The 15,031-nt window shown below is 47.3% G+C and carries 7 protein-coding genes, 3 tRNA genes and 3 rRNA genes; 7 read left to right on the top strand and 6 right to left on the bottom strand.

The annotated features are described in order from the left end of the window. Positions 1-13: 13 nt before the first annotated feature. The 6 genes from OCU77_RS00105 (at position 14) to OCU77_RS00130 (ending at position 5,416) form a co-directional block, all read left to right on the top strand. A 16S ribosomal RNA gene (locus OCU77_RS00105) occupies positions 14-1,556 on the top strand. Between the two features lie 75 nt (positions 1,557-1,631). After that, a tRNA-Ile gene (locus tag OCU77_RS00110) sits at positions 1,632-1,708 on the top strand. Between the two features lie 45 nt (positions 1,709-1,753). Further along, positions 1,754-1,829: transfer RNA gene (locus OCU77_RS00115), tRNA-Ala, on the top strand. 309 nt (positions 1,830-2,138) lie between these two features. Then, a 23S ribosomal RNA gene (locus OCU77_RS00120) occupies positions 2,139-5,030 on the top strand. Positions 5,031-5,157: 127 nt separating this feature from the next. Then, a 5S ribosomal RNA gene (rrf, locus tag OCU77_RS00125) occupies positions 5,158-5,273 on the top strand. The 16S, 23S and 5S rRNA genes sit together here with 3 tRNA genes alongside, the layout of an rRNA operon. Positions 5,274-5,339: 66 nt before the next feature. Then, positions 5,340-5,416 (top strand) — tRNA-Asp (locus OCU77_RS00130). Between the two features lie 304 nt (positions 5,417-5,720). On the opposite strand, the gene OCU77_RS00135 is transcribed toward OCU77_RS00130, so the two are convergent. Together OCU77_RS00135 and ilvY are read right to left on the bottom strand one after the other, a co-directional pair. Continuing rightward, positions 5,721-6,926, bottom strand: a complete 1,206-nt coding sequence (locus OCU77_RS00135; RefSeq protein WP_048901057.1) for a Rossmann-fold NAD(P)-binding domain-containing protein — start codon at positions 6,924-6,926, stop codon at positions 5,721-5,723. 35 nt (positions 6,927-6,961) lie between these two features. Beyond that, complete coding sequence (ilvY, locus tag OCU77_RS00140; RefSeq protein WP_048901063.1) at positions 6,962-7,831, bottom strand: HTH-type transcriptional activator IlvY; 870 nt, start codon at positions 7,829-7,831, stop codon at positions 6,962-6,964. A 129-nt stretch (positions 7,832-7,960) separates the two neighbouring features. On the opposite strand from ilvY, the gene ilvC reads away from it, so the two are divergent. Continuing rightward, complete coding sequence (gene ilvC / locus OCU77_RS00145) at positions 7,961-9,445, top strand: ketol-acid reductoisomerase (protein WP_048901058.1); 1,485 nt, start codon at positions 7,961-7,963, stop codon at positions 9,443-9,445. Between the two features lie 218 nt (positions 9,446-9,663). On the opposite strand, the gene ubiK is transcribed toward ilvC, so the two are convergent. From ubiK to OCU77_RS00165, 4 genes are all read right to left on the bottom strand, one after another. Further along, on the bottom strand, positions 9,664-9,933 hold the full coding sequence (gene ubiK / locus OCU77_RS00150; RefSeq protein ID WP_048901059.1) for a ubiquinone biosynthesis accessory factor UbiK: 270 nt from the start codon (positions 9,931-9,933) through the stop codon (positions 9,664-9,666). Positions 9,934-10,060: 127 nt separating this feature from the next. Next, the gene (locus OCU77_RS00155) at positions 10,061-13,177 is read right to left on the bottom strand and encodes a multidrug efflux RND transporter permease subunit (RefSeq protein WP_107302805.1); all 3,117 of its coding nucleotides are present in this window, start codon (positions 13,175-13,177) and stop codon (positions 10,061-10,063) included. Positions 13,178-13,189: 12 nt separating this feature from the next. Further along, positions 13,190-14,296, bottom strand: a complete 1,107-nt coding sequence (locus tag OCU77_RS00160; RefSeq protein WP_048901060.1) for an efflux RND transporter periplasmic adaptor subunit — start codon at positions 14,294-14,296, stop codon at positions 13,190-13,192. A gap of 25 nt (positions 14,297-14,321) precedes the next feature. Beyond that, the gene (locus OCU77_RS00165; RefSeq protein ID WP_048901061.1) at positions 14,322-14,891 is read right to left on the bottom strand and encodes a TetR/AcrR family transcriptional regulator; all 570 of its coding nucleotides are present in this window, start codon (positions 14,889-14,891) and stop codon (positions 14,322-14,324) included. Between the last annotated feature and the right edge of the window lie 140 nt (positions 14,892-15,031).

The raw sequence follows: 15,031 nt of genomic DNA on the forward strand, positions 1-15,031 counted from the left end.
ACCAACAAAACTTTAATTGAAGAGTTTGATCATGGCTCAGATTGAACGCTGGCGGCAGGCCTAACACATGCAAGTCGAGCGGTAACAGGAAGTAGCTTGCTACTTCGCTGACGAGCGGCGGACGGGTGAGTAATGCCTGGGAATATGCCTTGATGTGGGGGATAACTATTGGAAACGATAGCTAATACCGCATAATGCCTACGGGCCAAAGAGGGGGATCTTCGGACCTCTCGCGTCAAGATTAGCCCAGGTGGGATTAGCTAGTTGGTGGGGTAAAGGCTCACCAAGGCGACGATCCCTAGCTGGTCTGAGAGGATGATCAGCCACACTGGAACTGAGACACGGTCCAGACTCCTACGGGAGGCAGCAGTGGGGAATATTGCACAATGGGGGAAACCCTGATGCAGCCATGCCGCGTGTATGAAGAAGGCCTTCGGGTTGTAAAGTACTTTCAGCAGTGAGGAAGGTGGTAGTGTTAATAGCGCTATCATTTGACGTTAGCTGCAGAAGAAGCACCGGCTAACTCCGTGCCAGCAGCCGCGGTAATACGGAGGGTGCGAGCGTTAATCGGAATTACTGGGCGTAAAGCGCATGCAGGCGGTCTGTTAAGCAAGATGTGAAAGCCCGGGGCTCAACCTCGGAACAGCATTTTGAACTGGCAGACTAGAGTCTTGTAGAGGGGGGTAGAATTTCAGGTGTAGCGGTGAAATGCGTAGAGATCTGAAGGAATACCGGTGGCGAAGGCGGCCCCCTGGACAAAGACTGACGCTCAGATGCGAAAGCGTGGGGAGCAAACAGGATTAGATACCCTGGTAGTCCACGCCGTAAACGATGTCTACTTGGAGGTTGGTGTCTTGAACACTGGCTTTCGGAGCTAACGCGTTAAGTAGACCGCCTGGGGAGTACGGTCGCAAGATTAAAACTCAAATGAATTGACGGGGGCCCGCACAAGCGGTGGAGCATGTGGTTTAATTCGATGCAACGCGAAGAACCTTACCTACTCTTGACATCCAGAGAATTCGCTAGAGATAGCTTAGTGCCTTCGGGAACTCTGAGACAGGTGCTGCATGGCTGTCGTCAGCTCGTGTTGTGAAATGTTGGGTTAAGTCCCGCAACGAGCGCAACCCTTATCCTTGTTTGCCAGCACATAATGGTGGGAACTCCAGGGAGACTGCCGGTGATAAACCGGAGGAAGGTGGGGACGACGTCAAGTCATCATGGCCCTTACGAGTAGGGCTACACACGTGCTACAATGGCGTATACAGAGGGCTGCCAACCAGCGATGGTGAGCGAATCCCAGAAAGTACGTCGTAGTCCGGATTGGAGTCTGCAACTCGACTCCATGAAGTCGGAATCGCTAGTAATCGTGGATCAGAATGCCACGGTGAATACGTTCCCGGGCCTTGTACACACCGCCCGTCACACCATGGGAGTGGGCTGCACCAGAAGTAGATAGCTTAACCTTCGGGAGGGCGTTTACCACGGTGTGGTTCATGACTGGGGTGAAGTCGTAACAAGGTAGCCCTAGGGGAACCTGGGGCTGGATCACCTCCTTAACGATAGACTGTTTGTTTGATGCAGTGTCCACACAGATTGCTTGGTTAAAATGTAAAAGAACGCAAAAAAGACTTGGGTCTGTAGCTCAGGTGGTTAGAGCGCACCCCTGATAAGGGTGAGGTCGGTGGTTCAAGTCCACTCAGACCCACCACTTTTTCTCCCAGAAAAAGTGATGGTACAGTCTTTTTATACCGTTGGGGTTATAGCTCAGCTGGGAGAGCGCCTGCCTTGCACGCAGGAGGTCTGCGGTTCGATCCCGCATAGCTCCACCACTTTCTAAAAACATTCGTTTGAGTGTGTTTAGAAAGTGGATGTCTTCGGACTAACACATGTTCTTTAACAATCTGGAAAGCTGACTAGTAAATTGAATCGTTAGATTCAATTACAATAGTATTTTTGCTTCTTTATTTAGAATCAGAAATACGAGTTCTCAAAACAACACACATTCAAGTGTCTTGGTTTTTGTCTTCACTTTTAAAAAAGTGGAAATGAAAATAACGAGTCCGGCGAAAAACCAATTTGTGTCCTTATCAGACACACAACCTTGGTTGTTTGAACATACAGACCTCTTGGGGTTGTATGGTTAAGTGACTAAGCGTACACGGTGGATGCCTTGGCAGTCAGAGGCGATGAAGGACGTATTAACTTGCGATAAGCCCAGTTTAGATAGTAAAAATCACTTGAGACTGGGATTTCCGAATGGGGAAACCCAACTGCATAAGCAGTTATCGTTACGTGAATACATAGCGTAACGAGGCGAACCGGGGGAACTGAAACATCTAAGTACCCCGAGGAAGAGAAATCAACCGAGATTCCGACAGTAGCGGCGAGCGAAATCGGATTAGCCCTTAAGCTAGTCTTGCGTTAGGTGAACAAGCTGGAAAGCTTGGCGATACAGGGTGATAGCCCCGTAACCGACAACGCATTACAAGTGAAAACGAGTAGGACGGGACACGTGATATCCTGTTTGAACATGGGGGGACCATCCTCCAAGGCTAAATACTCCTGACTGACCGATAGTGAACCAGTACCGTGAGGGAAAGGCGAAAAGAACCCCTGTGAGGGGAGTGAAATAGAACCTGAAACCGTGTACGTACAAGCAGTAGGAGCCCACTTGTTGGGTGACTGCGTACCTTTTGTATAATGGGTCAGCGACTTAATTTTAGTAGCAAGGTTAACCGTTTAGGGGAGCCGTAGGGAAACCGAGTCTTAACTGGGCGTCATAGTTGCTAGGATTAGACCCGAAACCAGGTGATCTAGCCATGGGCAGGTTGAAGGTGAGGTAACACTTACTGGAGGACCGAACCGACTAATGTTGAAAAATTAGCGGATGACTTGTGGCTAGGGGTGAAAGGCCAATCAAACCTGGAGATAGCTGGTTCTCCCCGAAAGCTATTTAGGTAGCGCCTCGGACGAATACTACTGGGGGTAGAGCACTGTTAAGGCTAGGGGGTCATCCCGACTTACCAACCCTTTGCAAACTCCGAATACCAGTAAGTACTATCCGGGAGACACACGGCGGGTGCTAACGTCCGTCGTGGAGAGGGAAACAACCCAGACCGCCAGCTAAGGTCCCAAAGTTATAGCTAAGTGGGAAACGATGTGGGAAGGCTCAGACAGCCAGGATGTTGGCTTAGAAGCAGCCATCATTTAAAGAAAGCGTAATAGCTCACTGGTCGAGTCGGCCTGCGCGGAAGATTTAACGGGGCTAAGCTATACACCGAAGCTGCGGCAATATGACTTGTCATATTGGGTAGGGGAGCGTTCTGTAAGCCGTTGAAGGTGGTCTGTAAGGGCTGCTGGAGGTATCAGAAGTGCGAATGCTGACATGAGTAACGATAAAGGGAGTGAAAAACTCCCTCGCCGGAAGATCAAGGGTTCCTGTCCAACGTTAATCGGGGCAGGGTAAGTCGACCCCTAAGGCGAGGCCGAAAGGCGTAGTCGATGGGAAACAGGTTAATATTCCTGTACTGCTTATAACTGCGATGGGGGGACGGAGAAGGCTAGGTGGGCTTGGCGACGGTCGTCCAAGTTCAAGGGTGTAGGCTGATAGTTTAGGCAAATCCGGACTATCTTAAGGCTGAGACCTGATGTCGAGTCACTACGGTGATGAAGTCATTGATGCCATGCTTCCGGGAAAAGCCTCTAAGCGATAGGTTATACGTAATCGTACTCCAAACCGACACAGGTGATCAGGTAGAGAATACCAAGGCGCTTGAGAGAACTCGGGTGAAGGAACTAGGCAAAATGGTACCGTAACTTCGGGAGAAGGTACGCTCCTCACGGTGATGAGACTTGCTCTCTAAGCTGTAGGGAGTCGCAGATACCAGGTGGCTGCAACTGTTTATTAAAAACACAGCACTGTGCAAAATCGAAAGATGACGTATACGGTGTGACGCCTGCCCGGTGCCGGAAGGTTAATTGATGGGGTTAGACTTCGGTCGAAGCTCTTGATCGAAGCCCCGGTAAACGGCGGCCGTAACTATAACGGTCCTAAGGTAGCGAAATTCCTTGTCGGGTAAGTTCCGACCTGCACGAATGGCGTAATGATGGCCACGCTGTCTCCACCCGAGACTCAGTGAAATTGAAATCGCAGTGAAGATGCTGTGTACCCGCGGCTAGACGGAAAGACCCCGTGAACCTTTACTACAGCTTGGCACTGAACATTGACCCTACATGTGTAGGATAGGTGGGAGCCTTTGAAACCTCGTCGCTAGATGGGGTGGAGGCAATCTTGAAATACCACCCTTGTATGCTTGATGTTCTAACGTCGCCCCCTTATCGGGGGTGCGGACAGTGCCTGGTGGGTAGTTTGACTGGGGCGGTCTCCTCCCAAAGAGTAACGGAGGAGCACGAAGGTGGGCTAATCACGGTCGGACATCGTGAGGTTAGTGCAATGGCATAAGCCCGCTTGACTGCGAGAATGACAATTCGAGCAGGTGCGAAAGCAGGTCATAGTGATCCGGTGGTTCTGAATGGAAGGGCCATCGCTCAACGGATAAAAGGTACTCCGGGGATAACAGGCTGATACCGCCCAAGAGTTCATATCGACGGCGGTGTTTGGCACCTCGATGTCGGCTCATCACATCCTGGGGCTGAAGTCGGTCCCAAGGGTATGGCTGTTCGCCATTTAAAGTGGTACGCGAGCTGGGTTTAGAACGTCGTGAGACAGTTCGGTCCCTATCTGCCGTGGGCGTTAGATGATTGAGAGGGGCTGCTCCTAGTACGAGAGGACCGGAGTGGACGAACCGCTGGTGTTCGGGTTGTGATGCCAATCGCATTGCCCGGTAGCTACGTTCGGAATCGATAAGCGCTGAAAGCATCTAAGCGCGAAGCGAGCCTCAAGATGAGTCATCTCTAGACCTTTAAGGTCTCTAAAGGGTTGTCGAAGACTACGACGTTGATAGGCAGGGTGTGTAAGTGCTGCGAGGCATTGAGCTAACCTGTACTAATTGCCCGTGAGGCTTAACCATACAACACCCAAGGGGTTTTACGGACTCCATGAGCACTTGAATGACGTGTTTGAACGATATTGTAAACACTAGTTAGATTTTCCCAGATTGTATTTATCGCCTGACGGCGGTAAATAACCCGAATTTGCTTGGCGACCATAGCATTATGGACCCACCTGATCCCATGCCGAACTCAGTAGTGAAACGTAATAGCGCCGATGGTAGTGTGGGGTCTCCCCATGTGAGAGTAGGTCATCGCCAGGCTTCAAATTTAGATATACGTATTGAACGACGTGTATCGGATAGACAGATTACTGTTTATCACCGTGTGGAGCGGTAGTTCAGTTGGTTAGAATACCGGCCTGTCACGCCGGGGGTCGCGGGTTCGAGTCCCGTCCGCTCCGCCACTTATACTAAGCCCGAGTCTTACGACTCGGGCTTTTTTACATCTGTACTTTGGCGAATCATGGCGCGGAAGCGGTCGTTCAGTTGGTTAGCCTCTTTACCTTGAAGGCGGCGGCCTATCACGCCGGGGATGTGCTGATTTTTGGTGTGGCAGTTTATCTATATAAAGTCTTGTCCGCTCCGCCACTTATACTAAGCCCCCTTTTGTTCGCAAATAAGAAAGTACGACTTGGGCTTTTTTACGTCTGAAATTTATGAAAAAGCCCGCGGTGCGGGCTTAAATAACAATAGTACGGTAGTCTTGATTTAGCCGTAATTGTAAAAGTGATGGAGCCAGCGTTCGGCAATCATGATTTCATCGGTTTCACTGAGTGCTTGAATACCGGCTTTAAAGCCATGACTATCTTCAAGTAGCTGTAACCCTGCCAGCATATGTGCTGCTTCAAATAAGTAGAGGGTTGGGTCTCCCATCCCAGTTTTAAATGGGGTGTTAGCCGATTCACCACCTGCTAATAAATAGAGACTCTGTTTATTACGGGTGTGGTATTCACGTACTAAGTTATTGCCACCCACCTCAATCAAAGCCCCACTTGCGATAAGCTCTGGTAATCGTAATTCATCGTCCGCTGAGGTAACAGTGGCGATAAAGACGCTTTTATCTAGGCTATCCAGTAACGCTTCAGATAAAGCCCCGTTACCAGTACAGCAGAACAGCATATTACATTGACTCACTAATCTTTCGATGGAGCTAACTTGTACCCCATTACGCGGGAATTGGGTGAGTTTGCGCGAGTCGATATCGGCAACCTGAATGCAGCTGATCTCTTTACCTTTCAGGTATTGGATAACCCCACGTCCCAGATTACCAGCACCAATGACCCCAACTTTTAGAAACTCATCGTTGTTGATCTTAAGGCCAAACTCTTCGCGCAGTATTTGATCTGAATAATGAACGATACATTCTGATGCTTCGTAGTCGGCTGGTGCTTTAATACTAAGGTGAGAGACGGTAACAAGTGGTTTATCGAATGACTTATTGAGGTACTTATAAAGTCCGTTAGCGGTGAGCTCGGTTATACCAACACATTGCTCTGCAAATACTTGGCTCAGGTACTCGATGGCATGGGAGAAGTAGCCACCATGATCGAGGATCAAAAACTGGCTATCAGCACTGATCGATTGGCGGATCAATGCTTCAGCAACCAAAGGATCTCTTAAGCTCTGCTTATTAAAATGATCATCCACGATATTGCAGTGTGGAATGGTTTGGATTGTTCCTTTTAATGCTTGGTTTTGTTCGGCGGTCGCGCTCTTGGGGATGAACACAAGGCTATCTGCGAGTTCGGCCAGTACATTGATATAAGGCAGTGAACCTTCATAACAATGCATGACGGAAAAAATAACCAGATTGGAAGGCGGGGTGTAATCTGCCGCTATTTTTTTGAGAAAGGCATAACCCTTGTGGGCGAAAAAGTCGGAGTAATAGCTGTGAGTTAGTATTGGGCTTGGCATTACTGGGTTCCTTGTTGCCTACTGAGTATTGCCACTCAAAACAACTGTAATAAAGCGTGAAGTAAGGGTTCTTGTTGACGACTCTGTTTGCAACAAAGCCCAAGATTCAGTGGCTCTATGTTTTCGTTATGGCGCCGCTGAACCTTGTCACCCATAGGACTGTTGTCAATTACAACATCGGGGGCAATCCCGATACCGCACCCTAATGCTACCATGCTAACGATCGCTTCGTGCCCAGCAATTTGTGCATATATGTTTGGTTTTATTTTCTTTTGTTTTAACCACTTATCAGCCCGTTCTCGTGCAGGCCCTGATTCTGGCAAAATAAAGGGAAGTGCTTGCCAATCTGGCTCATTACTAAGGGCTTTTTGTAAGGTCGGAGGTGGGATAAGCGGTAATATGACCGATAGGGGGACTTTGTCTAATTCGATAAAGGTCAACTTTTTTGGCAGTTGGAGCGGCTGGGCGGCAATCGCGATATCAACGTCTCCTGCAATAACCTTCTCTATTGCTTGGGCGGGATCACCTGTTGTGAGCTGGATTTCAACCTGAGGATGCTGTTGGCGAAAGTCATGCAATATCTGGGGGAGGTGGCTATAGCTGGCGGTGACTGAACAAAATAGCTTTAGTTTTCCTTTTAGCTGCTGCTGATCTTGCGTGAGCTGTAATTTGAACTCTTGCCAACTGCCGATAATGCCAGCAGCGACAGGGACAAACTTCTTGCCACTTGAGGTGAGCTCAACGCTTCGGTTATCCCTCAGAAATAGCGGCTGACCAATGTCTTCTTCTAAGCGTTGGATAATTCGGCTTAACGCTGACGGACTAATGTGCATCGCTTGTGCCGTTTGACTAAAACTTTTTGAATCGCACAGGTGCAGAAAAAACTGCAAATTTTTTATATTCATCATCCATGTTGCATTTTTTGCAATAAGTTGTTGTGAATATATCACTTTAAGCAACAAAACACCTGATCTACTATCGAAGTATTCGACAACGATGTCGACCCAAGGATAAGTACTCACGGAGTTTGTGTTATGGCTAATTATTTCAATACCTTAAATCTACGCCAACAGCTAGACCAACTAGGTCGCTGCCGCTTTATGGATCGTGCTGAGTTTGCAACTGAAGCTGATTACCTGAAAGGTAAAAAAGTGGTGATTGTCGGTTGTGGTGCGCAAGGCTTAAACCAAGGTTTAAATATGCGTGATTCTGGTTTGGATGTGTCATACGCACTGCGTCAAGCGGCGATTGATGAGCAGCGTCAGTCGTACAAAAATGCCAAAGAGAATGGCTTTACAGTCGGTAGCTATGAAACCTTGATCCCACAAGCGGATTTAGTGGTAAACCTAACGCCAGATAAGCAACACACGAACGTTGTTGAAACCGTGATGCCGCTAATGAAAGAAGGCGCAGCACTGGGTTATTCACACGGGTTTAATATCGTTGAAGAGGGCATGCAAATTCGTTCTGACTTGACGGTTGTTATGGTGGCACCTAAGTGCCCAGGTACTGAAGTGCGCGAAGAATATAAGCGTGGTTTTGGTGTACCAACCCTGATTGCGGTTCACCCAGAAAATGATCCACAAGGTGATGGCCTTGATATCGCTAAAGCATGGGCAGCCGCAACAGGCGGTCACCGTGCGGGGTGCCTAGAATCATCATTTGTAGCTGAAGTGAAGTCTGATCTAATGGGTGAGCAAACCATTCTTTGTGGCATGCTACAAGCTGGTTCTATCGTGTGCTACGAGAAGATGATTGCTGACGGCATTGCACCTGAATACGCAGGTAAGCTGCTGCAGTACGGCTGGGAAACGATCACAGAAGCGCTGAAGTTTGGTGGCATTACCCACATGATGGATCGCCTATCAAATCCAGCGAAAGTAAAAGCCTTTGAGCTATCAGAAGAGCTGAAAGAGCTAATGCGCCCACTGTACAACAAGCACATGGACGATATTATTACGGGTCATTTCTCGTCAACTATGATGGCTGACTGGGCCAATGATGATGCTGAGCTATTAGGCTGGCGTGGGGAAACGGCTGAAACCGCGTTTGAAAACTACCCTGAGTCTGATATTGAAATTTCAGAACAAGAATACTTTGATAACGGTATCGTAATGGTGGCTATGGTACGCGCAGGTGTTGAACTGGCGTTTGAGGCCATGACAGCATCTGGCATCATTGAAGAGTCGGCTTACTACGAATCACTGCACGAGCTACCTTTGATTGCCAATACCATTGCACGTAAACGCCTGTACGAGATGAACGTGGTGATCTCCGATACTGCAGAGTACGGTAATTATCTGTTTGCTAACGTAGCCACCCCGCTACTGCGCGAGAAGTTTATGCCAAATGTAGATACCGATGTGATCGGTAAAGGCTTAGGCGAAACAAGTAATTACGTTGATAATCAGATTCTGATTGATGTGAATGAAGCGCTGCGCACTCATCCGGTAGAGTGGATTGGTCAAGAGCTACGTGGCTATATGACGGATATGAAGCGTATCGCGGTTGGTGGCTAAATTACTGGGTCTAACGTTTTACTTCTGCGTCGAAGGTGCTCATTTATGTTCGTAAACTGCGCGTCTTCTTCTTGAATTAAAGCGTTATCCCGGCGTAATTACATTTTCCAATCATTGGTTTCGTATTAACTGCTTTCAGGTTCAGGACGGGACTATAAATAAAAAAGGCTTGGTCTGAGACCAAGCCTTTTGTGTTTTTGGGGTAGAAAAAGCAAGAATTATGCGTCTTTGTCTTCTGCTTTTGCTGTTAGCTTAGCTTCTAGATCTGCTAGCTTTTGCTCCATCTCTGCCAGTTTTTGGCGGGTGCGTAGCAATACTTGAGTTTGTACGTCAAATTCTTCGCGGTTCACAACGTCTAGTTTGCCTAGTTGTGCTTGAATAACCTGACGAACTTTCTGTTCAACGTCGTTACCTAATTCTTTTACAGGTTGTGGCATTGATTCATGAATCTGTTTAGCGACTTGTTCTAATTTCTTTGGATCGAACATAGCATGGGCTCCGTGGCGACTAATCTTTGTTGTGGTCATTTTATGCAATGCCGACGTGATTGTCGTGGTTGAATCGCGAAAATAAAAGAGGCCGCACAGGGCGGCCTCTTAATTTCAGGATTGTTATTTAGCAATCGCGAGCTTTCAGCGCATTACGCGCTTCATCAGCTCGTTTAAGCTTTTCCAGATCTTTATCCTCGACAAAGATTGGTAGCGGCTTATGGATACTTGCTAGGTAGGTGTAGATCACCGGTAGTACGAACAGGGTAAAGATAGTACCGATCGCAAGACCAGATACGATAACAATACCAATACTGAAGCGTTGAGCCGCACCAGCACCTGTTGCGTAAAGCAGTGGGATCAAACCTGCAATCATCGCTGCTGTGGTCATCAGGATTGGACGCAGACGTACTTTCGCCGCTTCCATTACTGCTGCCATACGGTCTTTTTGATGATGTAGCTGTTCTTCTTTTGCTACCTCACAAATCAAGATACCGTGCTTGGTGATCAGACCAATAAGGGTGATCAAACCAACTTGCGAGTAGATGTTCATTGAGGCTGCGCCCCATGCCAGCGCAATCAAGGCACCACAAATTGCCAATGGTACAGAAACCATGATAACCAGTGGGTCACGTACTGATTCAAACTGAATTGCCAATACCAAGAAGATAATTGCCAACGCCAGTAAGAAAGTGGTGAACAGTGCACTACCTTCAGTTACGAACTGACGCGCTTCACCCATAAAGTCATACTGGTAGCCAGAAGGTAGGCTACCTACAGCTTCTGTTTGGAACCAGTTGATCGCATCACCCATTGCAGTACCAGGCGCAGGAACCGCACCTATGGTTGCAGAGTTAAGCTGGTTGAAGTGTGGTAGTGAACGCGGCTCAGCCACAACATCAATCGTGATTAGGCTTCCTAGTGGAATTGCTTCACCATCAGCAGCACGCACATAGTAACCTTTGATTGCTTCAGGGTTAAGGCGGTAACGACGCTCAACTTGTGGGATCACTTCGTACGAGCGGCCATTCAAGTCGATACGGTTAACATAGCCATCAGCCATCATGGTACTTAGTGTGATACCAATGTCTTGCATGGTCACGCCGTAAGCGCCTGCTTTGTCTTTATCGATGTTGATTTTCATCGTTGCCGAGTCGTAGTTCAAATCAAGATCTGAGTACACGAACATCGGGTTCGCTTTTACATCGCCAAGAATATCGGTCGCAACTTGGAATAAGCTCTCGAAGTGATTTGGCGTTGTGATAACGAACTGAATCGGAAGACCTGAGCCAGCACCTGGTAGTTCAGGCATCTGGAATGCCGTAACAGCCATTTCTGGAATGTCTTTCACTAAGCCAGTAACACGCTTAACAACTTCAGCTTGGCTTGCTTCACGCTCACTCCATGGCACCATAGACGCAATACCAAATGCTTGGTTTGAGTTAGGGACACCAGAGAAAACTTGGGCAAACGCCACTTCATCTTGCTCGGTCAGCATGTTGTTGACTTTTTGCATGGTGTTTTCGATGTAATCAAGGTTGGCCGTTGACGGCGCTGTACCCATCATCATCAATACACCTTTATCTTCTGCTGGGGCAAGTTCGCTTGGAATAAACTTGAATAGCAGAGGAAGCGCAGTGAAAACAATCGCAGCAAGTACAAGTACTACTGGGCGCATTTTCATGATGCCGCCAAGCATTTTCTCGTAACGTGCCGTCATGCGATCAAGGAAGTTGTGCACTGTCGTTTCAAATTTACTTGGCTTTTCATTCGCCTTCAGCATTTTTGAACACATCATAGGTGATAGCGTTAGTGCTACCACGCCAGATACAAATACAGCACCTGCCAGCGTGAGTGCAAACTCTTTAAACAGTGAACCTGTGATACCACCCATCATCGCGATTGGCGCGTATACCGCACCCAGTGTTAGGGTCATTGCGATAACAGGTACCGCGATTTCACGCGTACCAATAATGGCCGCACGGAATGGTGATTCACCTAACTTGATATGACGGTCAACGTTCTCTAGTACCACGATCGCATCATCGACCACGAGGCCGATTGCCAATACCATTGCCAGCAGCGTCATCAGGTTCCAAGAGAAGCCAAATGCTTGCATCACCATTGCCACACCAATCAGTGATAGTGGGATAGTAACAATTGGAATGATTACCGCACGGAATGAACCTAGGAACAGGGTAATAACCACCAATACGATCAGTGCGGCTTCAGCGATGGTTTTAATAACCTCGTTGATTGACTCGTTAATCGCGATAGTGGAGTCATACATGATGTTCATCTTGATGTTAGCTGGTAGGTTTTTCTCCAACTGAGGCAACAAATCAAGTACATCGGCAGCGATGTTAATTGGGTTAGCACTTGGTGCGGCGTTAATCGCAGCAACAACGGCTTCCTCACCATTCGCAGAAGCACGGTAAACATCGTGACTCTTTTCTAGGCTAACATTCGCAATATCACCCAAGCGGATCACTTGACCTTTCTTGGTGGATACAACCAGTTTCTCTAGCTCATCAGTGTTGCTTACTTGAGTGTCGGCTGTACCGTTGTACAGAACAAACTCACCTGTCGCTTGACCGGTTGCTGATTGGTAGTTGTTAGCATTTAGTACTTGCATAACATCTGACGCTGTTAGCTTGTACGCTGCCATTTTTGCCGGATCTAGCCATACGCGTAGTGCGTATTTCATACCACCGTACAAATCAACTTTAGAGACACCGTTAACCGTGAATAGCTGCGGGTTAATAACACGCTCAAGGTAATCTGTGATCTGGCTTGATACTAACTCGTCACTGGTGAAACCAATGTACATTACCGCGGTTGTCGAGCCTGTCGACATGGTAACGGTTGGATCCTCAGACTCTTTCGGTAACTGAGAACGTACCGAGTTAGTTTTTGCCAGAATATCTGCCAAGGCTGCATTCGGGTCAGTGTTTAGCTTCATGGTGACAGTAATGGTTGATTTACCCAGTACTGACGATGAAGTCATAAAGTCGATATTATCGGCTTGGGCGACTGCTTGTTCCAGAGGTTGTGTAATGAAACCTTGGATCAGATCGGCACTTGCACCGTAGTAACTGGTTGAAACCGTTACCACAGTATTGGTCATGTTCGGGTATTCGCGGACCTGCATTTTGAAGATAGCTTGCAGGCCGAGCAGGGCAATCAGAAAGCTGATTGAGACCGCTAGAACAGGACGTTTAATAAAAACATCAGTAAAACGCATTAATCCTCCGGATTACAGCATCGGTGTTTCAGCTGGCGCTTTGAGTACATCGCTTTCTACGATGCGTACTTTTGCGTCATTACTCAGACGTACTTGGCCAGATGTTACAACTTGGTCGCCGGCTTTTACGCCATCCAAGATGTGTACAACATCGCCTTTACGTTCACCCACTTTAACAACAGATTGACGAACACGAAGTTCACCTTTGTCGTCTTTGCTTACCAAGTACACATTGTCACCGTATAGGGTGTATGTGATAGCGGTCTGAGGTAGCACCATTTGGTTTTCAAGCGTAGGCAGGATGATGTGAGCACGGGCAAACATACCGCTACGTAGACGGCCACCATTGTTAGGGATGTCAGCTTGAACTTGGATTAAACCACTTTGGTAGTTAACCGCAGGCTCGATTGCACTGATTTGTCCATCGAATGATGTCTCAGGGTACGAATCAACGAAGATTTCAATTTTCTGGCCAAGGTGAATATCAGAAATGTCTGTTTGTGGCACAGTAAAACGTAGCTTCATTAGCGTTGTATCTTCCAAGCGAACAATGTCGTTGCTTGGTTGAATGTATTGACCAAGGAAAACGTTACGTAGACCAACAACACCATCAAATGGAGCTTTGATGTGGCGACGGTCGATGGTGGCTTTTTGGCTTTCAATATCCGCACCTAGTGAGAAGTAAGCCGCTTCAGCATCATCGTAAGCTTCTTTAGAGATAGAGCCTTTTTTGTATAGGCCTTGGTAGCGAACATACTTAGCTTTTGCTGCTGGTAGGCGCGCTTCTTTACTCTTTAAGTTGGCTTTTTCTACGTCGGAATCAAGCACAACTAGCTGTTGTCCTTTCTTCACTGCCACACCCGAGTCAAAGTCGATGCTTTGAATCACACCTGATACTTCCGATGTAATAGTCACACCTTGGTTAGGCTCGATAAAACCAATAGCTTCGATCGCTGGTGTCCAGTTAGATGGTGCGGTATCTACCACTGTCACTGGAAATTCAGGTTCAGGCATATTGGCCATGTATTCTGCTATTTTCTGTTGCTTAAACAGATTGAAGCCAATCACAGTACCGAACAGCAGTACTGCAATTAATAGCATCACTATCCATTTTTTCATTTTATGGTGTGCTCCGGAGTTTCGTTTATTTATGCTTGGTTATTGCGTCCCAACAAGCATCGATAGTGGCTTCTAAAGCCTCATCGCTGACTGTTACAACGCCTCTCACATGTTTACGCGCTAGGCAGGCGCTCGGTTCTAGCCCCAGAACGCTTAAGATTTCATTATCTAAATCCTTAAACTGTCCGTCGGCCTTTCCTTGGTCAAACATGGTGTCTACTTTCGCGAACATTCTTTTTTCTAATTGCCGTTGTTCAGGACTATTCCGGCGAGGAAGATTTTCAAATTGTCCACGATTGATTAAAGGGGCATCGCTATGGCAAGCCATGTCCCAAATATTTAGCCACATAGTGCGAAACTGTTGTTTCAGTGGCATATCATCACACACGTTGGCTGTTAACTTGTTTGCAACATACCCTAAGATGTGATCATGTAATTGATATAATAAGTCGTCTTTGTCTTCGAAGTAGCGGTAGATAGTACCAGCGGCAACTTTTGCTTCTTTGGCAACCATTTGCATCGACAAGCCATGGAAACCATATTGCGCGAGCAGTTTTTCAGTTGCTTGCAGAATGCGCTCTTTTTTATCACTCATTGGCAAATTGGGTTCTTAAAAAATGTAAATAAAGGTAATGAATGAATGTTCATTCCGATATTGTAGATTATGAATGATTGAGTGCAAGCATTTTAATTCGTCAATCATAGCGAGTTTGTATATTGCATTGCTGACTTGCG

Source organism: Photobacterium swingsii (genome assembly GCF_024346715.1).
Lineage (GTDB): Bacteria > Pseudomonadota > Gammaproteobacteria > Enterobacterales > Vibrionaceae > Photobacterium > Photobacterium swingsii.